Consider the following 21,398-nt stretch of genomic DNA (forward strand, 5'->3'; position numbering starts at 1 on the left):
GTTTCTCCGCTAAAGTCAAACATGCGAGATAAAAACCAGATATCATAAAAGTCCTTCATTCGGCTGTTCAGCAAACCGAGCTTCACCATAGCCTGAAACTTTTCTGCTATTGTGCTCTCCATGGTATATCCGTGGAGTTCTGGAGGCGGAAAATCAAGGAGTACAGGATATTTAACCTTCCCGGGGCCAGGGATAACCACGTCTCCGAAGCCGACGTCTATTTGGAGAAAGAGCCGTATGCTGCCGAGATTGCCACGGAGCAAGATTCGAACGCCCTTGTAATCCGCATCTTCGGTAATTCTGGTGGCGGTAACAGTATCTTTGTGAAAAAGGATTCCATCGTCATCGACTTCCGTATCACATGCATCTTTAACAACCGCGGCGATTAATTCGAGGTTGTTCTCGATTTTTCCCAGAAGATCAATATCCATGGTTGTGCGAGACATTGATCCAGTCCATGCCGAAAGCATCAAGGCTCCTTTAAGGATAAACCTGTCAGCGTGTGGGCTTTTAGAAAGCCGATATATAAATCTTTCGATAGCAAAACGTTGAAGAATTTCATCAAAAGGACATGATAATTCCCTGGCTTTGTTAAGAAGACGCTGATGAACTGAAGCTGGCACGTTTTTGGCTTTCGCGGCCATTATAGGATTGCCTCAAGGTAGGGTCGCATGGTTTTATTAACACGGCAGACACTAGCATACCTCATAAGGTCGTCAATTTTGATTTTTTTCCGTTCACGGTAAAAACGAATCGCTTCTATTACAGTGTCAAGGCCTACTTTGTTTCTGAATTTAAAACAGTCGGCAAGGGTCTTTTCCGGACTGTATATACGCACACCGATCCCATCGAGGTCATGAACGTCCCTACCTGCAGTGAAAGCTTCACCTGTGAAGCGATAGGTTTTTACAGGTGGATAATCCAGGCGGGGTTCTTCCGCGCCTCTCTGTAGCGCTACATGAACTTCGTGGGGGATCTGGGTGGTCAGTTCGTGAAAAGCCAGGGCGGAAATCAGGCAGATAACACCTTGTGAGACTCGGGTTGCAACGGTTACAAGATCCGGATTTCCCAGCGGTGGGATATCCGAGAGGCGAAACACACCGCGACTGATCACTTCTATTTTCCCTGAATCCCGCATGGCATAGAGCGTTCCGGGATGAATACCAGCTTGAAGTGCTTGCGATGTCCTTAGGATACCACCATGCTTTTTAAATATTTTTATTGCCTTAGCGAATCGAGACTCGGATATATGTGTGTTTTGTGAAGTCATGATAAAAATACCTATACAAATAAAATTCTGTTGGTATTTTTATCACGGCCATTCTCCATGTCAAGGAAAATGCCAAAAGGGGGATATTAGAATTTCATTCTGCCATTGATAATTCTGATTTGTTCATAACTTCGAAATTCAGTAAACATTCGGTTAATCCCTGCAAACCCTTGTGACTGTAAGGTACAACGTAGGTTCGACTCCCGCCGCCTCCACCATTTGCTTATGCAATAAAATCAATTGCATAAGCCGTTTTGAGGGACTTATTTTTGGCCATTGTGTCCTAAATTGTGGCTAAGTGTGTCCCTTTTTTTATTGGTGTTTTCCAGAAACTGCCGCTCGAAGGCGCTACCATCGTGCCGGGTCAGGTTCGGGATATAGCGACCGTAAGTCTTGTAGATCATGGACGTGTTGACGTGTCCCAGTGTTCTTGCCACCCAGTGCGGGCTTTCACCAGCAGCTAATGCCTAATTTAGATAGTTACTTCGGGCAAACTTATGTAACCACAGACACTAATAGAGCTACAGTAGTAGCTCACTTTCCATGAATTATCTGTTAAACTATAACCAGAGAAAGTCTTTTTATGAGAAATTTATTGGTTTTTATCACCACTATCTTAGCTATTATCCATATTGGCTGCGGACATACTCAATTTGAAAACATAGAACATTCAATTTCAGCCCAAAATTCACCAGAATTGAACGAGGAACAAAAACAATGGCTATTAGCCCTTCCGGCTATAATTATGGAGGTGAATCAATCTTCACACGTGACATTAGAAGTCAAACCGATCTCAGAAGAATCCATACAAAAATACAAAATGATTCTCCATAAATGGTGGGGCATTACCAATCGGTACGAACTATTAGATGCGATTAGGCGATTGGAAAAGTATGGAACTAGCGCAACCTATCTCAAACTCCTTTCCTTTCTCAAGGCGAATGAGGGAAAAGATTTTGAAGAGCTTTTAGGACAAAGTCCAACTTTTGAAGATCATATGTACTTAGTATTTTTACATAAAAATAATGAATCGAAAAAGGATATCGATATTATCGCGTGGGATTGGGGAAGAGCCGCTGCGTTAATCCGATGGGGCTATCAAGTAGGTTATTTATCAGAGACCGAGGCTTGGAATATGCTATTGTACTTTGGAAGGCTGACTGAAGGCCGCTTCACGTCCTGGCAAGATTATGGGGCATCTTATGCATACGGCAGAGTGTTTTGGGCTTCAGGTGTCAACAAATCTGATGAATACATAAAAGAAACTCAAGAAACCCTAAATATATTGTTTTCAGATGATGGATTATGGAGAAAACTCAGATGGGATGTTGCGTTGTAGGATGATCTGGTCTTGGCGATGTGAGCAAATCTTGAATTGAATACAATCTCCCGACCTCCCTTCCTTACCAGTTTAGTGTAGCGTTGGCTAAGTGCATATACGCTGAAACACAAGTTTAATGAAAAAGAGCTGCCGTTTTGCGGGATCCACACTTACCATTTTTGGGATATACCGACTGAAACTTGGCAATTATTGGTTACAGAGCAATCAATTTTATTGTCATCCGACACCGTGCGATACATTTTTATTATATTTAATAGCCGGTTAAACCTTTTCTAATCTAATTCTTTTTGCGGCATTCTTTTTGCTTCAAGACTTTCCTCATATTCATTTACCAACGGTTACTTGAGGAAAAAATGAATCGTCAAGGATTCACCCTTATTGAACTGATGATCGTCATTGCAATTATCGGAATCCTGGCGGCTATCGCGATCCCCAATTTTATCGCCTATCGCAACAAGACGTTTTGTTCCGCTGTGGAAAATGATGCGGTAAATTTAGCCACATCGATTTCAGATTACTTTGCAGTTCCCAATCACGATGCCATTGCCCCCGGTGATCAATCTTTTATTCCCCCCATTAATAATTACACACTTATATCAACAAATGATAATACCGTGATTACCATTACCGTGACTGATGCGTCCCGGCGTTGTCCAGCTGACTATGCTGCGAGCAACTCGGTTAATGGCAATGGTGATGGATGGATCGATGGCACGACTTACCAAAAAAGAATTAGTGTCAATTAACTTGAAAAATCGGTGGAATTGGTAAGGTATTGCAGCTTTTATTCGTCGAAGGCGGGCCAAATCATTATCGAAACCGCAAAAAAAAATCAGAGGACATATGTGAAAAACTACCGGAAATCCGACGATTGCTTCAGGACATGGTTGCCGAGCTGCGGTTCAATGGCTGCGGGGCAGACCATAAACTTGTCAAGCCGTCCCCTGCCGTCAACGAATGGCCCAACAACGTTAAGTGAAAACGGACCCGGCACCCTGACCGGACCATCAGCAGTGTGCCCCTGACCGGCAAATGCACGACGGGAAGTTCGACAATAGGTAGTGGTGAGGCACTGGTGTAGATTACCCGGTAAGGCGGCGTGCGATCATTTTTCAACACCCTGGCAACCTCAGCAAAGGGAATGTTCCCGGACTGTCTGCCTACTCTTTTTTCAGCAGGGCGATCATTTGCGTATATCCATATTGTTCAGCGTAGTCTAAGGCGGTTCTTCCAAATTTATCCTTGATCGTTTTGTCTGCGCCGTAGTCGACCAGGATTTCGGCCACGCTGTAGATATTGTAGTATGCGGCATGAATCAGTGCGGTAACGCCATTGTTATTCTGGGCATTCACATTTGCACCCTTTTCGCAAAGAAACTTGACCGCTTCGGTTTGACCACTGAAAGCAGCTGCGATCAGTGCTGTGCTTCCGACTTGATTCGTCGTTTCGATCGAAACGCCACTTTCCAGTGACTGCTCCATCCGCTCGATGTTTCCAATTTGAGCATTGTATACCAGCCCCCCACATGAGCATAGAATGAATCCAAGAGAAACCACTGCCAACCGATAAATTTTTCGCATGTTGCCTCCAAAAAAAGTTAAACGGTTTGAGTTGTGTTTATCTGAGATCGTGTGCTTGATCATCCAGGCGGGGTCAATCTGAAACGGCCTTCGATATTCAATGTCCATCGCCAGCCGTCTCCAGCGATCGTGTACCACAGTCCCACTCATTTTCCAACCGCTGTTATCGTTCAGACCAACCGCCCATCCTGATGGTTGGCCTTGAACCGCGACCTCGATCGCATTTCCTGTCGCTTGCGGCGATGGGGGCATTATACAGGGTTACCGGTTCCCGGGCGGGACCTCAACGACATCGAACCCTGCGGCATTGAGCCGGGGCAGGAGGTTCCTCGGCACGACGGCTTCGACGATGATGCCGCCGGCCAGCGCGTTCACGTCCACCGGCCGCCGGGGGTCCGGCCGCACACGCAGGAAAAGTCCCCTCGAAGACGATTGGCGACGCCTTGTTGAGGTGAGGCTTGGCGGGGCTCATCCCCGAAAAGACGGGTGCCCTGTTTTGTTCCGCCACCTTGTGGATGCCTGCCGGTTCAAGGCTTATTTCCTGTGCCGGTGCGCCGATCCCGCAACGCGTAGATGTGCCTTGCCGGATAGACGCCGGTGGGGCAGACCCGGCTGCAGGCCAGGGCGCGCCGGCATGCGGGTTCGCCATCCGGAGCGGCTGCGAGGGTCAGCAGGTCTTTTTCGGTGGACGGATTCTTTTTGATCTCCCGGCTGACGGCCGAGAGCACGGCGGGCCCCAGGAAATGCCTGTTGCTGCGCGCCACCGGACAGGCGGAAACACAGCATCCGCACTCGATGCAATTTTCAAATCGGGTTATCGTCCGGTCGGGGCCGCTCAGGAGGAGGTCACGATCACCCCTTTTATCGTCGGGCTGCAGGCAGGACCAGTCAGGCTGAATGAATTGGAACAGCGCGCTTCGCACCGTCACCAGATCGCCGACGCGCTGAAAACATCGCAGCGGTTCCAGGGTGATGGCCGGGGTCTGCAGATCAGCGAGCCTGGTCCGGCATGCCAGGCGTTCCACACCGTTGACCGTACACGCACATGTGCCGCATGAGGCATGATGACAGGCGCGCCGGTACATCAATGAGGGCTCCTGATGGATGCGGATCTGTTCCAGGGCATCCAGAACGGTCCACGCGGGGGCCGGTGTCAATTCATATGTAAAAAATGCCGGCGGGTCGATCACGCCGGGCTTGAATCTTGATATCTTTATTTCAAGGCTGCGCATGAGCATGCATCTCATTGAAACAATCGTCGATAGTGATGCAGGACTGTGTGCCCGGTCGTGCAGGGAATCTTTCGACCGGTTTTGGCGCACACCCGATCGACCACCTTTTGGGCCATCGCCCGCATGGTGGTGGCTTTGCCGCCGACCACCGACAGCAGGCCTTCCATTCCATCCCTTTCAGCATGATCGATGGCCTCCGACGCACGGCTGATCCGGGTCGGGTCCGCCTCGGTATCGCTGACCAGCAGCGGGCGGGAAGCACTCCAGGCCGCATCCACCTGCAGTCGGGCGAGCCGCGGCAGCATCAGCGAACACTGGTCGATCATCCGTTGGACATGGCCGGCGGGCAGCATCACCGCATCCGGGTCATCCGCGATCCAGGCGGAAGTCCCTAAAATGCTCTGGTTGCGCTGGGGCACGATAATATCCCCTTCGCCGGCGGGGTGAAGCCGATTGATCACCATGGCGGTGAGCCGCGGCGTCATGCTGACCATGACACCCGGCGATGGCTTCATGGGCAGGTGGATGTCGAGCAGGGCGGCAATTTTTCCGGCCCACGGCCCGGCCGCATTGATGACCATATCGGCTTTTTCCACATAGGTCGTGTGGCGCCGGTGGTCCCTCACCTGCACACCGGCGATGGTCCCTGAATGGGCCAGCAGTCCCACCACTTCCGAAAAAGGGCGGATGTCGGCACCGTTGGCCCGGGCAGTGGCGAAAAAGTGCATCGCCATGCGCCAGGCGTCCATGGTGGCGTCCGGCACCTGCACCGCCGCCTTGATGGCGGCCGACAATTCCGGTTCCATGGTTCGTGCGTCGCCGGTGCACAGTTCCCGGCAGGGAATGCCGGCGGCGTTGCAGTTGAGAATAAACTGATCGTAATGGGCCATGTCCGCATCGTCGACTGCCACGAACAAGCCGTCATTTTGCTCCACCGCTTGCGCAGCGATGGTGCGCAGGATGCGGTTTTCAGCTATGCACTCAGCCGCTGTGGCAACATCGTGCAGCGCATAGCGGGCGCCGCTGTGCAGCAGGCCATGGTGCCTGCCGGTGGACCCGCAGCACAGCTCGCCTTTTTCCAGCACCACCACCGCAAATCCCCGCAGGGCCAGATCGTGGGCGATCGCGCCCCCAATCCCGCCCCCGATGACGACAATTTTTTCCATCGCGTATCCCGCGGTCAACGATTCGTGTTTAGAGAAGTTACCGGCGATTTACCGACACCGATCACGGCTGCATGAACGACAACCATCCCCAAAACCGTCTACGCACCCACTGCAGCTGGGTGAAACGGCCGTACATACTCACAAGCTACTGGCTATGATTTGATATTTTCTTTTCCGCCGGCCTTGTTCCGACGATGCTCACGGCTTGCGGCAGGACCGCCCCGACATCGCCATCGATGCGTCGGTCAAAGGGTAGACATATAGTTAAAAAGGGGTGATGACAACCCTTGCCCCCCTGAACATGGGTTTTATGGCCAATCTTTCCTGTGACAACCAGCAGGGGGACAAGCTTCGCTTCGGAAAAGCCTGTAAATAGGAACTTTTTTTCTCAACTATTGGGTATTTCTTCTCCTGATCATCCCACCGGATCGGCATTTTATTTAGTAATATTATGTAAATATATAATTTTTACAATTTGCACGAATATTGCTAAACACTAAGATAAGGCTAGGCAACGAGCGGGTCCGGCAATCGTCTTGGGCGCGGTCCGATAACTGCACAGCACCTTGGTAAGCAATGAATTCGATCGACTACGGACAGAACGGGAAGGGTCACCAATGACACGAATCCCCGGCCTGGAAAGGCGCTCCGGGCAGGATCGTCGCGAGAACGGGCTGCCTGTGTTCAAAAGGCTATATTTCAAAGGAATGCGCTCATCCATAAGGCGCACCGGGGACCGCCAGCGGATTGTCGCCCTGGATAGATACCAACCCTCCCTGTTCGTCGGCATCATGGTCGTCCTGTGTCTGAGTCTGCTGGATGCAATGCTCACCTTGATCCTGATCGCCCAGGGGGCCAGCGAACTCAACCCGGTAATGCGCTATTACCTCAGCCATGGGCCACAGGTATTTCTTTTGGCAAAGTACGGCCTGACCGCATTATCGGTGCTCATCATCGTGCTGCTCAAGGAATCCTTAATTACCCGCTACCGCATCGGCACGGGGATGCTCCTGCATGTTTTCGCCGCCTTTTTCGGCAGCGTGGTAATCTGGGAGTTCTATCTCTTGTCTGTTCATTGATCGAGGCTGCTATTTCTCCCCGCCAGTCCGCTTCATTAAAAAAGAGGCTATTTTCATGGTCCATGACCGATCCCGCAGTTTTGTATTGCTGCATACCAACCATCAAGGTTGTTGCCAATACCCATATTTTTTAGTTGACTAATCCTTAGAACCCCGCTTCCATTAAAGAAACGACTTCATCTAAAGAAGAGACTTCATCAGGGAAAAGCACATGAAAACAGTTGACATCGGCATCGTCGGCGCCGGGCCCGGGGGCATCGCCTGCGCCCTCCAGGCCCAGAAGCACGGTTTGAGCTTTTTCATCATCGAAAAAGGCAGTCGCATTTTCCAGGGCATCATCGATTCCTACCCCAAGGGGAAAAAAGTCTACGCCACCATTCCAAAAAGCGAAACCGGGCCGTTTCCCATCGAAGCCCTGGCACCGGCGCCCGATAAGCCGCCTGTGGAAGACTATGTCGATACCATCGAAGCCCTGGCGGCCGAGCGTGGCATCGCTGTTCACTTCAACGAAGACTTCGAAAGCCTGAAAAAGGAACGTGACGCCTTCGTGGTCGTGACGGGAAGCGCGCAGTACCGGGCCAGGGCCGTCGTCCTGGCCTTCGGCAGCAATATTCCGGTTGATCTGGGCGTATACGGTGAAGCCAAGACCATCGCCCGCAAGTTGGACAACGTCCAGGACCACATCGGCTTCTCCACCCTGGTGATCGGGGGCGGCAATGCCGCGGCCGACGTCGTGGCCGCTCTGTCACGGGCCAAGCGGGATGCTGACGATGAGACGCCGGTTTACTGGAGCAACCGCATGGAGCAGTTCGAAATCAATACCGACGTCGCCCGCGACCTGGGTGAGGAGATCCTCCTGGGCGGGCATATCCGCATCCTGCAAGGGGCGCTGCCGCGCATCGGCGAGGTCGACGAGGACGGGGTGGACCGGCTGACCATCCTGACCCAGGAGATCGATGCCGGCTGCGGCGTGATCCACAAACAGGCCATGAGCTTTCCCATGAAGCACGTCATCGCCTGCATCGGCACCCAGGGACCCGCGCCCATCTTCAGCCAGATCGGTCTGCAGCAGATCACCTGCACGGAAGGGGTCTGCCGCATCGGCAAGGAAGGCGCCCAACTGGTGATCCTCTCAACGGATTTCCAGACCAGCATCAAAGGCATCTACGCCATCGGCGGTGCGGTGAGCCCCGCCTATATCGAGATCCAAGAGGAAGGGTCCTTCAAGGAACGCAAGCACACGAACCTGATCTACACGGCAGTCAAGGATGCCGTGCGGGCGGTGAACCATATTGCCGCCCGGCTTTCAACATGATGCCCGTCGGGAATGCATGACCGTTGTCCGAAGCTGCCACTTGAGTGGGGCAGTGGCTTTCGCTTAGGATTCGATGTTGTTCCTTAGATATTCGATGTCCCTTTTTTCAATTCCTTTAGCGTATTTCAATGTCTGTTCAACGTTGGTTTTTCAAATGGTTCCCAAATAAATGACGGCCCGCGTCCTGAGAAATCAGGTGCGGGCCGTCATTTATTTTGAATTTGCCTATTCCACGCTACGCGCATCCAGCCCTAAAGCCTTGCGCTTGCCTTCGATGGTCCGGCGAAGGAAGACGGCTGCCTTTTCGGGATCGGGCTCCACGGCAAAGGTGGCGCCGACGACATCCTTGAGACCGGAGGTGAGCAGGCTGATCACGTTCATGCTGCCGGTGATCGGCGGCATGGGCCCTAAGTGGGTGGTGACGCCCGAGGCGACGAAATAGGTACCGATGGTCACAGCCTTTTCCGAATACCACTCCGGCGCGGAGCCGGCCACGGGCAGGTCGCTGATATCCACGCCCAGGGCATTGGCCAGGGCCGACACCAGCACCAGGATACGCACATTGTCCACGCAGCTGCCCATGTGCAGCACCGGCGGGATGCCCAGCGCGTTGCAAATGGACTTGAGCCCCGGCCCGGCCATGTCGGCTGCCGCCGGCACCTTGAAGCCGGCCTTGGCGGTAGCCACGGCCACACAGCCTGTGTCCACCACCAGGATGTCATTTTCGATGAGCCGCTGGGTCAGGGTCACATGACCGTAATCGTGCTTGATCTTGGGATTGTTGCAGCCCACGATGCCCACCGCCCCGCGGATCTTGCCTGCCTTGATGGCATCGATGAGCGGCTCCGGCGTGCCACCCAGCGCGCCCAGGATGGCTTCCACCGAGAAACCGCCGACGGCATCCTGGGACGCCACCGGGATAAGCACCTTGCCCCGGTTGACGTAGTTTTCAACCGCCGAGCGGACCACCTCCATGGCTTTTTTCTCGGCGTTGTGCGGATGGAATTCGTGGTGCTCCATGTGGGGGAACTTGGCCTTGTCGCTGGTGCTGACCATACGGGTATGGTAGCAGGCCGCCACCTTGCCCAGCGAGGGCATGATGCACTGGTAGTCCACGATCATCATATCCACGGCACCGGTGGAAAGAATCAGTTCGGTCATCAGGTGGTTGCCCGCCATGGCGATGCCCCGACGCATGAGCAGTTCATTGCCCGTGCAGCAGACTCCCACCAGGTTGATACCACTGGCTCCCTTCTCTTTGGCCACATCGAGGAGCGCCTTGTCCTGGCAGGCCTTGGAAACCATCTCCGACACCACCGGGTTGTGTCCGTGAACCACGATGTTGACCTGGTCGTCCTTCAACACACCGGCGTTGACCGTGGTGGGCCGCGGGGTGGGCACACCGAAGAGAATATCGGAAATTTCGGTGGCGATCATGGAGCCGCCCCAGCCGTCGGACAGGGAGTTGCGCATGGCCTGCAGCAGCAGGCTCTGCCAGTTGTTGTCCACCCCCATGTGAGTACGGTGCATCATCTCCGAGGTCTCGCGGTCGATGCCGCGCGGGGTCAGGCCGAACTTCTCCCACACCTCCTGGCGTTTTTTGGGTGCACGGGCGACCATTTTCACGGCCTTCTGGCGCATGCCGTAGTCTTCCATCATGGCCTGGGCCAGTTCACCGGCGATGGCCAGCGGATCGTTGCCGTCAGAGGCGACGCCGTACTCTTCGGCCAGTCGCCTGAGCTTGGCCTCGTCGCGGATCTTGTAGCCGATGGCGGTGCCGTTGGCCACACCGGCCAGCACCTCCACCAGGTCCCGGCCGTGGTCGGAGTGGGAGGCGGCGCCGGCGGCGATCATGCGGCACAGGTTGCGGGCCACGATAATGTCGGCATCGGCACCGCAGACACCGCTCTGGGGACCCTCGCCGAACGGATCCACCCGGCACGGCCCCATGATGCAGATGCGGCAGGAAAGCCCCATGTCGCAGAAACCGCATTGGGGCTGCTGGGCCTCGTGGCGATCCCACACGGTTTCGACACCGTCCTGCTGTGCTTTGGCGAAAAGCCGATCGCCATCCTGGGTAACCGACACACGCTCTCTGGGATCAAACATAGCGTCCTCCTTGATGTGGCTTCAGCTGCCGCTGAGCTGCAATTCAGATTGTTTGATGGACTTCAACAGGGCCACGCCGGCCGGGATGGCCGGTTGGTCCGCATCCGTCGACATGCTGCGGGACACTTCCCGGGTTTTGCGGCGCATGGCTTCATCCATCTCCTCGTAGGTCAGGGCGCCGGCCTTGCAGATCTCCACGCAGGCGGGGATCTGGCCCTTGGCCGCCCGGGCGCTGCAGTTGTCGCATTTCACAGCGATGGCGTGCCCGGCCGGACCCAGCGGGTCCTCGTGAAAACGAATAACCCCGTATGGGCAGGCCATGGCACAGGAGGCGCAGTTGATACAGCGGTCCGGATTGATCATCACGGTGCCCGCGCTGTCGCGCCGGTAGATGGCGCCGGCCAGGCAGGCCATCTGGCAGGGTGCCGGATCGCAGTGCCGGCAGCGGTTGGGAAAACCCTCGTTGAAGCGGCCGGCCCCCACGTGGATCCTCGGTTTGGGCTGTGGGGTCTCCTGCACCGCGGCGAACAGCGTCAGGCTGCGCGAGTGCGCCGTGGCGCAGGCCAGCATGCACTGCATGCAGCCTACGCATCGTTCCGGGTGGACAACGACTTGTTTCATAGTCCCTCCTTGATATGTTCAATGCAATAGTCGACCGAAATTGAACCCAGTTCTCATGAGGATTTCGGGCGGCAGGCGGATGGGGATGCGGTTTTCTATAAGGGACCTTAGCACGCCCCCCTGTTCGATGCGGTTGATCATCACCGCACCCACCAGGACGTCGTCTTTGAGCACAAGGCGCCGGTAGTACCCCTTCGCCGCACCGCCGGACTGAAGGACGCGGCAACCCTCATCTTCACTCGCATTGGCGTCGCCCACGGTGAGTACATCCAGGTCGAAGACACGCATGACATTGCGGCTGAGGCTGCCCGGATAGGCCACCGGCCGGCCGGCCATGTTCAGACCGGCCACGCGGCCCTGGCAGGCGGCTTCCGGCCAAAGGGCGTTAACCCACCGGCACCCCCTGGCGATGTCCACCATCTCTGCCACATCACCGGCGGCGTAGATGCCCGGCGCACGGGTCTGCAGGTGTTCGTCCACCACCACGCCCAGATCCACCTCAATCTGACCTTTGGGAATCAACGCCCGGCACGGCAGCACCCCCTTGCCGATGATCACCATATCGCAGGGCAGACGGGTGCCGTCCTCGGTGACGGCTGCCTGGACCGACCCGTTGCCCTCGAATGCACGAACGCTGACGCCGACCTCTACCGTCAGGCCGTGGCGGATCAGCTCGTCCAGGATCATGCGCCCGGCGGTCTGGTCCACCTGCATGGACAAGGGATACCCCGAGGTGATCAGCATGGTCACGCCAAGACCCCGCTTGAGCAGGCCGTAGGCGGCTTTGAAGCCCACCAGGCCGCCGCCGAGGACGACGGCCCGACGGGAACGGCCCAACGCGGCCACCTGCTGCCGGGCATGTTCCTGGGTGCGCATGTAAAATATGTTTTGAAGATCCAGTCCCTCGGCCTTCAGCGGCCTGGGATCGGCACCGGTGGCAATCAGCAGCCGGTCGAAGTCGATGCGGGTATCGTCGGCCAGCAGAACCTGCCGGTTGGCCACATCGATGCCACCGGCCCGACGGCCGAGCAAGGGGGTGATCTTCTGCTCGTTGTAGAAATGCTCGGAACGGATGGGGAGTTTGCCATGCGGCTGAGAACCGTCCAGCACATGGCTGATCATGGGGCGGCTGTAGGGTGGGAAGGTTTCGTCGCCGATCAGGGTGATGTCGGCCGTCGCATCCATCGAACGGATGGCCTCGGCCGCACATACGCCGGCGATACCGTTACCGATAATCACGTGTTTCATTGGACGCCTCCCGGCCGGCGCTGCGTGAACGGGCCCCGGAAAATGGCAGCAGCTTGGTTTGCCCCGGTGGATATCAGAAAGGAACGCTTCCGAAAAATACTATCGGTATGGAGGCGCCATCGTCAAGGGAGAAATGGCGTCAATATGAGCGGGATGAATTGCGCAGGTCAAAAAAAGCCAACGATATACTTAAGCGCAACAAAGAGGACGCAGAAGGTCAAGATTCCTTTGATCAGACGCCCGGAGACCCATTTTTGGGCACGTGCGCCAAGATACATCCCCAACATCCCACCGGCACCAAAAAGCAGGCCAAGCAACCAATCCGGCCCTACCGACATGTGCGGATAGAAGACAGACAGCAGATGGTAAAATGCCACACCAGCGACCGATGTCACGAATGTTCCCATCAATGCCGCACCGGCAATCGTGAAAACCGGCAGGCCGACAATCGTTACGAAAAAAGGCGCAACAATCGAGCCGCCGCCGATACCGTATACCCCGCCGATGATTCCCACCAGAAAGCAAATGCCGTAAACGACCACCGGTGAGAACGAATAACTTAGCCCGTTATAGTCAAAACAGACCTGAGTGATCGACGTTGTCGTTACTCGAACAATGTGCATCTGGCCGGGTTTATCCGACTGGGACGGTGACTGCGGAAGAGTCCGATCGATCACCACGTCGCGCAGCAAGCGCCATCCGATATACAACAGCACCATTCCCACAAACAGCTTGAATTTATTGGAATCAGGAAGATAGACGATACGCACCCACGCACCGATGAATACCCCCGGAAGGGTGCCGATGATCACTGCGGATGTCAGCGGCCACAGCATCCTGCCTTCCCTGATGTATCGATAAACCCCGCTGGGGATGGCAACGATGTTGAAAACATGGTTGGTGGCGCTTACGGAAGGAGCGGTGTATCCGAGGATACTCATCTGAAAGGGAAGCAGCAAAAAAGCACCTGAGACGCCTCCCATTGATGTGAAAAAGGAAACCAGAAAAGCCACGGCGAATGGAACCAACGGATTGACCATTACCTCTGATACTGGAAACAACATTTCAATACCCTCATGACACTGAAAAAGACCACTTGCTCCCGCCATGCCCTGATAGACAATGTGATTGATTTCTTGACCACAATCAACATACATTTGGTAATCGGTTAGTTAAAATTTTCAGATTGTCATTCCGTCCGATCGAACCGTCAGCTTTCAAAAAGGCCCTGTTTACATTTTGTTCGAAACAGCGGGGTGATCGATCGGGCACAGGTCATTAATGTCGTGGTTCCGGACACCATGCCCGGCACATAACGGCGAGCACGCATACCCCTTAAGGACCGGAGAAAGCTGACATGGTCGACTCCACAGTCACGGCAAGTTCCGAATGGAAACCCCGCACGGTCTATCTGGAAGATGACGGCACCTTTCCCAACAACCGTTTTCCGCTGCTGGTATATCCGGCGGCCATCGACCCGGACGGACCCGATCCGGCGGGGACCATCGAGGCTAGCTTTGGAGCCAATGGATGGCCAGGTGCCTGGCGCAATGGCATTTACGGGTTCCACCATTACCACAGCACTGCCCACGAGGTGCTGGGCATTTGCAGGGGGCGCGCACGGGTTCAGTTTGGCGGAGCATCCGGTCCCGTTCTCGATGCATCGGCAGGAGATATCATCGTTATTCCGGCCGGTGTGGCCCACAAGAATATGGGCGCAAGCAATGATTTCATGGTGGTAGGGGCCTATCCTGAAGGACAGCGGTGGGACATGAACAACGGCCGGCCTGGAGAGCGCCCCCGCACCGATGAAAATATCCGTCGCGTGCCGGTGCCGATGGCTGACCCGATACGGGGGGTCGATGGGCCGCTGGTGCAATTGTGGCGGTGATCATGGCGAAACCGTATTGCAAGTGGCAGTCATTGCCTATCAAAGGTCACACACTTCTCCCGCATTGCCTTATCAGCGTTTCTAATGGATAGACAAAAAGGAGAGATCATCGGGCGTATTTACCGATGGCGACGCCCGTTTGAATGTCGTCTTGTTATATCCCTTTTCATATGGTAATTTGTCGTTAACTAATGAAAACCATTCCTGTTCCTGACGACTGGGGTGAAAATCATGAACAAGCCGGACAACCAGCCAGAAACCGTGTCAGCGCCTTTGTGCTATTCCAGCGAGGAAGCCCGAACGGTGCTGGATTCCCTATCGGCTCACATTGCCATCATAAATAAAGACGGCGTGATCCTGGATACCAACCGCGCCTGGCGGGACTTTGCGGTCAAGGGAGGCATGCCGGAAGACTACGACGCCATCGGAGACAACTATCTTGCCATCTGCGATGCAAGCGATGGAGAAGACAGCGCCGATGCCCGGACGGTGGCGGGCGGCATCCGCGAAGTAATCGGCGGCGGGGTGGACGAGTTTATGCACGATTACCCCTGCCACAGCGCCGACGGTCCGCACTGGTATTACATGCGCGCCATCCGGATGTCCGGGGACGGCCCGCTGCGGGTGGTCGTCAGCCACGAGGAGATCACGGCCCTGAAGCTGACCGAGGAGGCCCTGCGCAACAGTGAGGCCCAGCTGAAGAAGCAGACGGTCGAGTTGGAGGAATCCAACATCGCCTTAAAAGTACTGCTCAAGCAGCGCGAAGAGGACAAGGCCGACCTGGAGCAGAAGGTGATCACCAATGTCAAGGAGATGGTGCTGCCCTACCTGGAAAAATTGAAACGGGTCAACCTGAAACCCAAAGACAAGACGGTGGTCGATATCATCGACTCTCACCTGAACGATATCATCTCACCGATGATGCAGAAGCTGGCCAACGCCAGCATCATCCTCACCCCCCAGGAGATCCAGGTGGCATCTTTGGTCAAGGACGGCAAAGCCAGCAAGGAGATCGCCGGCATTTTGAACGTGTCTGAAACCACTGTTCATTTTCATCGAAAAAATCTGCGCCGGAAATTCGGATTGAGCAACAGCCAGACCAACCTGAGAAGTTACCTGATTTCCATTTCCTGAAATCGTGCCGGCATTTCCGGCGAGATGCTGAAGATCCGGGCCCTCGCGCTGAATCCCTGAACGCGGAAAGACAGACCCGGAGCAGAGATTTTAACCCCTGCGCCGTCGTCTCCGGGAACCGACCGACCGCAATCGACCAACCAGCGACCTATTGGCAGGTATTGCCCCTCACTCACCTGCTAACCGATTCACATGGTGTCCAGGCGGGTTTATGTTTAATTTCTGAGCTCGAACACAGGAAAAAATCTAAACCTTCGTGGAGGGAACATGAACGTAATCGATATGGATAGCGTGGCAGATGTCGTTTTCCAGCTCAAGTGGAACAGCCAACACGCCGCCCACAGCGAGTGCTATGCCGCGCGGGGCGTCAATCTCTGGCGGGACTGGCTTCCGGACACCATCAAGCGGTCGTTGATCGGCAAACGGTCCTGGGAACATGCTGCCGTCGGCTTTTCACCGGGAGAGCTGTTCGGGAGCGACGGCGGTCATCTGAAAATTGACCGCAGGCAATTTTCCAATAATCCCAAAGCGGGTCGTTTTTATCCCAAGGGCTGCTTGAGCGACCTACCCGGCGTATTTCCCCAGAACATGCAGCCGATCCGCTGTGTGGGGGTCAACAATGGCCACATGGAGGTGGATGTCGCCCACCCCTTGTCACTTCATCCGCTGGAGCTTTCCATGACGGTGGGTCAGGTTTCAGCCAAGGAGAGTGAACGTGGCGGCAGCAGCGTGGACTGGATTGGCCTGCTCACCGAAGGCCCGGGCATGCAGGCTCGCTGGCAGGGCAAACCGACGGACTTTTTCAGCGACAACCCCTTTGTTCGACGGGACGAGCGGACCGATGACCGCTTTTACGACAGCCCCCGCTTGGTGCATCATCTCGACGAAACCGCACGGGACATGGTGGCAGACGTGTATAAACGCTTCGTCAAGGATGGTGCGCATGTACTGGACCTCATGAGCAGCTGGGTTTCTCATCTGCCCGAGGGGGTATGCCCCGACCGGCTTAGCGGCTTAGGCATGAACCGCACCGAACTGGAGCAAAACCCGCACTTGACCGATATCCAGGTTCACGACCTGAATGCCGCCCCTGTGCTGCCTTACGAAAATAAATCTTTCGATGTTGCCATCTGCAATGTTTCTGTGGAATACTTGACTCGACCGCTGGACGTGTTCGCCGAGGTGGGCCGTGTACTGAAGCCCGGCGGAACCTTTGTGGTCACCTTCTCCAACCGGTGGTTTCCATCCAAGGTCGTTCGCATATGGGAGCAGATCCATGAGTTTGAGCGGGTGGGGCTGGTCATGGAATATTTTCTGAGGAGCAATTCATTCAAGAACCTGGGCACCTATTCCATGCGTGGGCTGCCACGCCCGCGAAACGACAAATATGCCGGTGAGCTGGCTTTGTCGGATCCGGTATACGCGGTGTGGGGTCAAGCATCAGCGCCTTGACCGAGAGCGTATGCATTCAGCCAGTCGGCCCCGGCAGAGGATCCGCGTCGTTCATTCATTTTTCCATATGGCCTGGCACACCCATAGCCTCAACTGATACCAGGTCGATCAATACCCTATCGCTGTCAGGAGTAACTAATGAATCTCAAAACCTATTTTGAAGAGACCAAGGGAATGGGCGTCCTGTCGACTGCTGATGGTGACGGCCGGGTCAATGCGGCCGTGTATGCGCGACCCCATGTGATGGACGATGGTGCGCTGGCACTTATTATGCGAGACCGCCTGTCTCATAGCAATCTTCAGTCCAACCCCCGCGCCGCCTACCTGTTCAGAGAAGAAGGCCCCGGCTATAAAGGCATTCGCCTTCACCTGACCAAAACACATGAGGAGAGCGGTACGCCTCTCGTCAAAGAGCTTTGTCGGCGATGCAAAATCTATGATGATCCTGAAACGGTGAGGTATCTGGTACTCTTCAGGACCGACAAGGAACTGCCGCTGATCGGTGCCGGCGAGTCCCCCGAATAAGTCGGCATCGGTATGTTTCGTTCCTTTGACAGGTGCCATGATCAATCAACGCATACTGAACAATTATGCACGAGACGAAAATGACAACTTCGATAAAGATCGGCGTCAGTTCCTGCTTGTTGGGAGAAAAAGTTCGCTTCGACGGCGGGCATAAACACAACCGCTACATCACCCAGACTCTGGGGCAGTTCTTCGAATTTGTGTCCGTTTGTCCGGAAAGCGAGTGTGGCCTGGGAATCCCCAGGGAAGCCATGCGTTTGGTAGGTGCGGTTGACGCGCCGCGTCTGGTGACCAACAAAACCGGCATCGATCACACCGATCGGATGCGATCCTGGGCGGCGGACCGCCTGGACACCCTGGAAAAGGAAAATCTGTGCGGATTTATTTTCAAAAAGGACTCGCCCAGCAGCGGCCTTTTCCGCGTAAAGGTCTATAGCGACAAAGGGCAGCCCGTAAGGACCGGCAGGGGATTGTTTGCCGCCGCATTCACCGCCCGTTTTCCACGCATTCCGGTGGAGGAGGAGGGCCGACTCCATGACCCGGTCTTGAGGGAGAACTTCATCGAGCGGGTCTTCGCCCTGAGACGATGGCGTGAGGCGTTGGTGAAAACGAAGACCATGGGCAACCTGGTTGACTTTCACACCCGCGAGAAGCTTCTATTGATGGCCCACAGCCCGAAGCACTACCGTGAGATGGGACGACTGGTGGCCGGTGGCAAGCAGCTGAAACCGTCCGACCTCTACGACCGTTACGAAGGCCTGTTGACTGAGGCACTGAGTCTTAGGGCAACGGTCAGCAAACACACCAACGTGCTCATGCACGTTATGGGCTATTTCAAAAACCAGCTTTCCGGCGACGAAAAGCAGGAGGTCCTGGAATTGATCGGAAATTATCGCAGCGGCCACCTGCCGCTGATCGTTCCCGTCACCTTGTTGAACCATTTCGTGCGCAAGTACAGTCAACCCTATCTTTCCGTGCAGACTTACCTGAATCCCCACCCGCTGGATCTCCAGTTGCGCAATCACGTTTGATGGCTTCCGGAAACGCCACCAATGCCTGCGCGATTCAATTACTTCTGCCGCCCTGCCAACACATTATGGTAGTTTTTAACCCCTAATTAGCTCTGATACGATTCACATTGCCTTATTGACAGCCTGTATTAAATTGACAATCAGAGCAGCAAAGGCAGAGTTTCGAATAAACAGGCGATAGATACGAGCGCAATCACTTTATGATAAGAGAGGTGAAGCATGGCTGACAAAAGAGAAGAAAACTACATCGAAAGTGAAAAAGAGAGAGAACGCGGACATGTAGACACCCGCAAGAACAATTTCGAATGTGAAAAGCCGGATAAGCATCTGGGGTGCGATCCGGGAATTGACGTCGCCGGATAAAGACGCACCACAGATATGGCGGACAAACCGGGCAGAGCCTCATCGAGGCTCTGCCTTTTTTATGGATTGGTGAAGGGAGGCACATGATGACCGAACAGGCAATCGCATTGGTAACCGGCGCCAACAAGGGCCTCGGATTGGAAACCTGCCGTCAGTTGGCCCGGCGGCAGATGACCGTCCTGATGGGAGCAAGGGACATAAAGAAGGGAAGACTGGCTGCAGAGGGATTGAAGATCGAGGGCCTGACGGTCGAACCGGTTCAGCTGGATGTGACCCGGGCCGACCACATCGCCCAAGTGGTGTCCCTCGTTGAAGCCCGCTTTGGACGCTTGGATATCCTGGTGAACAATGCCGGCATGATTCACCCGGACGAACCGATGTTTGCCAACAGCGCTGAGAGGGTCTCCCTTCAGGCCTTGCGGGAAACCTTCGAGGTCAATTTTTTTGGCCAGGTGGCCCTGACCCAGGCACTCCTGCCGCTGATCAAAAAAAGTCCGGCCGGGCGCATCGTCAATGTCTCCAGCATTTTGGGGTCACTGACCCTGCACAGCGATGAATCGTCCCAAGCCACCCAGATCAAGCCCCTGGCCTATGATGCCTCCAAAACGGCGCTGAACCAATTTACCGTCCACCTGGCTGCATCGCTGACCCAGACACCCGTCAAAGTCAACGCCGCGCACCCCGGCTGGGTTAAAACGGACTTGGGCTCCCAGCGGGCACCCATGGAAGTGGAGGACGGCGCAAAAACCGCCGTTCGCCTGGCGATCCTCGGCCCGGATGGCCCCACAGGCAGGTTTTTCCACTTTGACGAAGAGATACCCTGGTAACGGCAGCACCTCACTGCAGGACAGTTGAACCCTTCCCGCGGCCCCGATGCGCGATTCCTGTTTCGCTTCGACCAACCGCGAAAAATGACTTCGCTGCCGCAGTTGATCAACACCAGTTATCGATCGGTCGGTGGGGCATGCAGACGCCATCATCAAAAACGCCAAAAACATGCCAACCGGATTTCCTCAGTTGAAAATTTGCAGTTGACCTTATATTGAAAATAATCTATTGGATAATTATTATCATTTAGTTTTGATTCCTAAAATCATCAACGGGGCCTGCGTCTGGCCCTGCGGGCGATCCCTTGTCGGTCCGTCATATCCAAAAAGGAATGCCCAGGCAACCCACGCTCCCTTGCATGACTGCAAGTTATGGATCTAGAAGCGCTAATCCAAATAAATCGTGTTTGGGTCCATGATCAGTTTTTTACTTTTCGGAGCGGCCGTAATGATGCGGAAAGATGGATTCGTATTGGTTAAACGATAACATTTATCTTCAGATATACAAACTTCTGAGTGATGCCGACAGATATGGCTTGAGGAGGCAACGCGGATTTGGTAGAAAGAATCGGCATGCTGATTAATGGGAAGCCCGTCAACGGGCTGAGACTGCCTCGATCAACATCGACTCCTTCTTTCTAATCCTGCTGAAGCGCCTCCGCGATTGTAAAGCACCCGGTAACGGTGAATTCATACGAATGTGCCGCTACCGGACCCCATGATGTATGTCGTCAGGAAACAACATGGACCATCTATCCCGGACATTATCCATAAACCCCGCGAAACAGGAGGAACGGTTATGAATGACAAAAGCAAGTGTCCAGTAACGGGCGCGACCAAAAAACCGATTGCCGGCGGTGGCACGTCGAACCAGGACTGGTGGCCGAACCAGTTGAACCTCAAGATCCTTCATCAGCACTCGCATCTGAGCAATCCCATGGGCGGGACGTTCAACTACGCCGAGGAATTCAAGAAACTCGACCTGGAGGCGGTCAAGAAAGACCTCTATGCGCTGATGACCGACTCGCAGGACTGGTGGCCGGCCGATTGGGGTCACTATGGAGGGCTCTTCATCCGCATGGCGTGGCACAGCGCGGGTACCTACCGCATGGGCGACGGCCGTGGGGGCGGAGGGTCCGGTAACCAGCGCTTTGCGCCGCTGAACAGCTGGCCCGACAACGTCAACCTGGACAAAGCGCGCCGGCTGCTCTGG

General features: G+C 54.9%; 20 protein-coding genes and 1 pseudogene. 12 read left to right on the plus strand and 9 right to left on the minus strand.

Features of this window, described 5'->3' with window-relative positions; all coding sequences use genetic code 11:
• Both ACZCED_RS21795 and ACZCED_RS21800 read right to left on the minus strand, forming a co-directional pair.
• The coding region (locus tag ACZCED_RS21795) for a nucleotidyl transferase AbiEii/AbiGii toxin family protein (RefSeq protein ID WP_464861710.1) at positions 1-644 on the minus strand (644 nt) is incomplete at its 3' end.
• On the minus strand, positions 644-1,270 hold the full coding sequence (locus ACZCED_RS21800; RefSeq protein WP_464861711.1) for a type IV toxin-antitoxin system AbiEi family antitoxin domain-containing protein: 627 nt from the start codon (positions 1,268-1,270) through the stop codon (positions 644-646). The genes ACZCED_RS21795 and ACZCED_RS21800, both read right to left, overlap by 1 nt.
• Positions 1,271-1,853: 583 nt before the next feature.
• Between ACZCED_RS21800 and ACZCED_RS21805 the strand changes: the two genes are divergently transcribed.
• Both ACZCED_RS21805 and ACZCED_RS21810 read left to right on the plus strand, forming a co-directional pair.
• A complete protein-coding gene (locus ACZCED_RS21805) occupies positions 1,854-2,609 on the plus strand; it encodes a DUF1266 domain-containing protein (protein WP_464861712.1) in 756 nt (251 codons plus the stop codon).
• Positions 2,610-2,965: 356 nt separating this feature from the next.
• Complete coding sequence (locus ACZCED_RS21810) at positions 2,966-3,358, plus strand: prepilin-type N-terminal cleavage/methylation domain-containing protein (RefSeq protein ID WP_464861713.1); 393 nt, start codon at positions 2,966-2,968, stop codon at positions 3,356-3,358.
• 414 nt (positions 3,359-3,772) lie between these two features.
• Here ACZCED_RS21810 and ACZCED_RS21815 read toward each other — a convergent pair whose 3' ends face one another.
• The 3 genes from ACZCED_RS21815 to ACZCED_RS21825 form a co-directional block, all read right to left on the minus strand.
• Positions 3,773-4,444: an ankyrin repeat domain-containing protein gene (locus tag ACZCED_RS21815; protein WP_464861714.1), complete on the minus strand. Its 672-nt coding sequence runs from the start codon at positions 4,442-4,444 to the stop codon at positions 3,773-3,775.
• A gap of 275 nt (positions 4,445-4,719) precedes the next feature.
• The gene (locus tag ACZCED_RS21820) at positions 4,720-5,424 is read right to left on the minus strand and encodes a succinate dehydrogenase/fumarate reductase iron-sulfur subunit (RefSeq protein WP_464861715.1); all 705 of its coding nucleotides are present in this window, start codon (positions 5,422-5,424) and stop codon (positions 4,720-4,722) included.
• A gap of 11 nt (positions 5,425-5,435) precedes the next feature.
• A complete protein-coding gene (locus ACZCED_RS21825) occupies positions 5,436-6,590 on the minus strand; it encodes an FAD-dependent oxidoreductase (protein WP_464861716.1) in 1,155 nt (384 codons plus the stop codon).
• 617 nt (positions 6,591-7,207) lie between these two features.
• Between ACZCED_RS21825 and ACZCED_RS21830 the strand changes: the two genes are divergently transcribed.
• Together ACZCED_RS21830 and ACZCED_RS21835 are read left to right on the plus strand one after the other, a co-directional pair.
• Positions 7,208-7,669 (plus strand): DUF5658 family protein, encoded by a 462-nt coding sequence (locus ACZCED_RS21830; RefSeq protein WP_462967881.1) that lies wholly within the window; start codon positions 7,208-7,210, stop codon positions 7,667-7,669.
• Positions 7,670-7,880: 211 nt separating this feature from the next.
• Positions 7,881-8,984 (plus strand): NAD(P)-binding domain-containing protein, encoded by a 1,104-nt coding sequence (locus ACZCED_RS21835; protein WP_462967880.1) that lies wholly within the window; start codon positions 7,881-7,883, stop codon positions 8,982-8,984.
• A 225-nt stretch (positions 8,985-9,209) separates the two neighbouring features.
• Here ACZCED_RS21835 and cooS read toward each other — a convergent pair whose 3' ends face one another.
• From cooS to ACZCED_RS21855, 4 genes are all read right to left on the minus strand, one after another.
• The gene (gene cooS / locus ACZCED_RS21840) at positions 9,210-11,093 is read right to left on the minus strand and encodes an anaerobic carbon-monoxide dehydrogenase catalytic subunit (protein WP_464861717.1); all 1,884 of its coding nucleotides are present in this window, start codon (positions 11,091-11,093) and stop codon (positions 9,210-9,212) included.
• Between the two features lie 21 nt (positions 11,094-11,114).
• Positions 11,115-11,714, minus strand: a complete 600-nt coding sequence (locus ACZCED_RS21845; protein WP_462967878.1) for a 4Fe-4S dicluster domain-containing protein — start codon at positions 11,712-11,714, stop codon at positions 11,115-11,117.
• Between the two features lie 18 nt (positions 11,715-11,732).
• On the minus strand, positions 11,733-12,962 hold the full coding sequence (locus ACZCED_RS21850; protein ID WP_464861718.1) for an NAD(P)/FAD-dependent oxidoreductase: 1,230 nt from the start codon (positions 12,960-12,962) through the stop codon (positions 11,733-11,735).
• Between the two features lie 167 nt (positions 12,963-13,129).
• A complete protein-coding gene (locus ACZCED_RS21855) occupies positions 13,130-14,119 on the minus strand; it encodes a sulfite exporter TauE/SafE family protein (protein WP_462967876.1) in 990 nt (329 codons plus the stop codon).
• Between the two features lie 200 nt (positions 14,120-14,319).
• Here ACZCED_RS21855 and ACZCED_RS21860 point away from each other — a divergent pair, with 200 nt between their 5' ends.
• The 8 genes and pseudogenes from ACZCED_RS21860 to ACZCED_RS21895 form a co-directional block, all read left to right on the plus strand.
• Positions 14,320-14,853, plus strand: a complete 534-nt coding sequence (locus ACZCED_RS21860; protein ID WP_462967875.1) for a cupin domain-containing protein — start codon at positions 14,320-14,322, stop codon at positions 14,851-14,853.
• 231 nt (positions 14,854-15,084) lie between these two features.
• On the plus strand, positions 15,085-15,987 hold the full coding sequence (locus tag ACZCED_RS21865; protein ID WP_464861719.1) for a LuxR C-terminal-related transcriptional regulator: 903 nt from the start codon (positions 15,085-15,087) through the stop codon (positions 15,985-15,987).
• 267 nt (positions 15,988-16,254) lie between these two features.
• On the plus strand, positions 16,255-17,439 hold the full coding sequence (locus tag ACZCED_RS21870; RefSeq protein WP_464861720.1) for a class I SAM-dependent methyltransferase: 1,185 nt from the start codon (positions 16,255-16,257) through the stop codon (positions 17,437-17,439).
• A gap of 138 nt (positions 17,440-17,577) precedes the next feature.
• Positions 17,578-17,964, plus strand: a complete 387-nt coding sequence (locus tag ACZCED_RS21875) for a pyridoxamine 5'-phosphate oxidase family protein (RefSeq protein ID WP_462967872.1) — start codon at positions 17,578-17,580, stop codon at positions 17,962-17,964.
• An 80-nt stretch (positions 17,965-18,044) separates the two neighbouring features.
• The gene (locus ACZCED_RS21880; protein ID WP_462967871.1) at positions 18,045-18,995 is read left to right on the plus strand and encodes a YbgA family protein; all 951 of its coding nucleotides are present in this window, start codon (positions 18,045-18,047) and stop codon (positions 18,993-18,995) included.
• A 219-nt stretch (positions 18,996-19,214) separates the two neighbouring features.
• Complete coding sequence (locus ACZCED_RS21885) at positions 19,215-19,358, plus strand: hypothetical protein (RefSeq protein WP_462967870.1); 144 nt, start codon at positions 19,215-19,217, stop codon at positions 19,356-19,358.
• A gap of 86 nt (positions 19,359-19,444) precedes the next feature.
• Positions 19,445-20,185 (plus strand): SDR family oxidoreductase, encoded by a 741-nt coding sequence (locus ACZCED_RS21890; protein WP_462967869.1) that lies wholly within the window; start codon positions 19,445-19,447, stop codon positions 20,183-20,185.
• Positions 20,186-20,984: 799 nt separating this feature from the next.
• Positions 20,985-21,398: pseudogene (locus tag ACZCED_RS21895) on the plus strand (catalase/peroxidase HPI); the annotation flags it as partial.

Source organism: Desulfosarcina sp. (assembly GCF_055467485.1).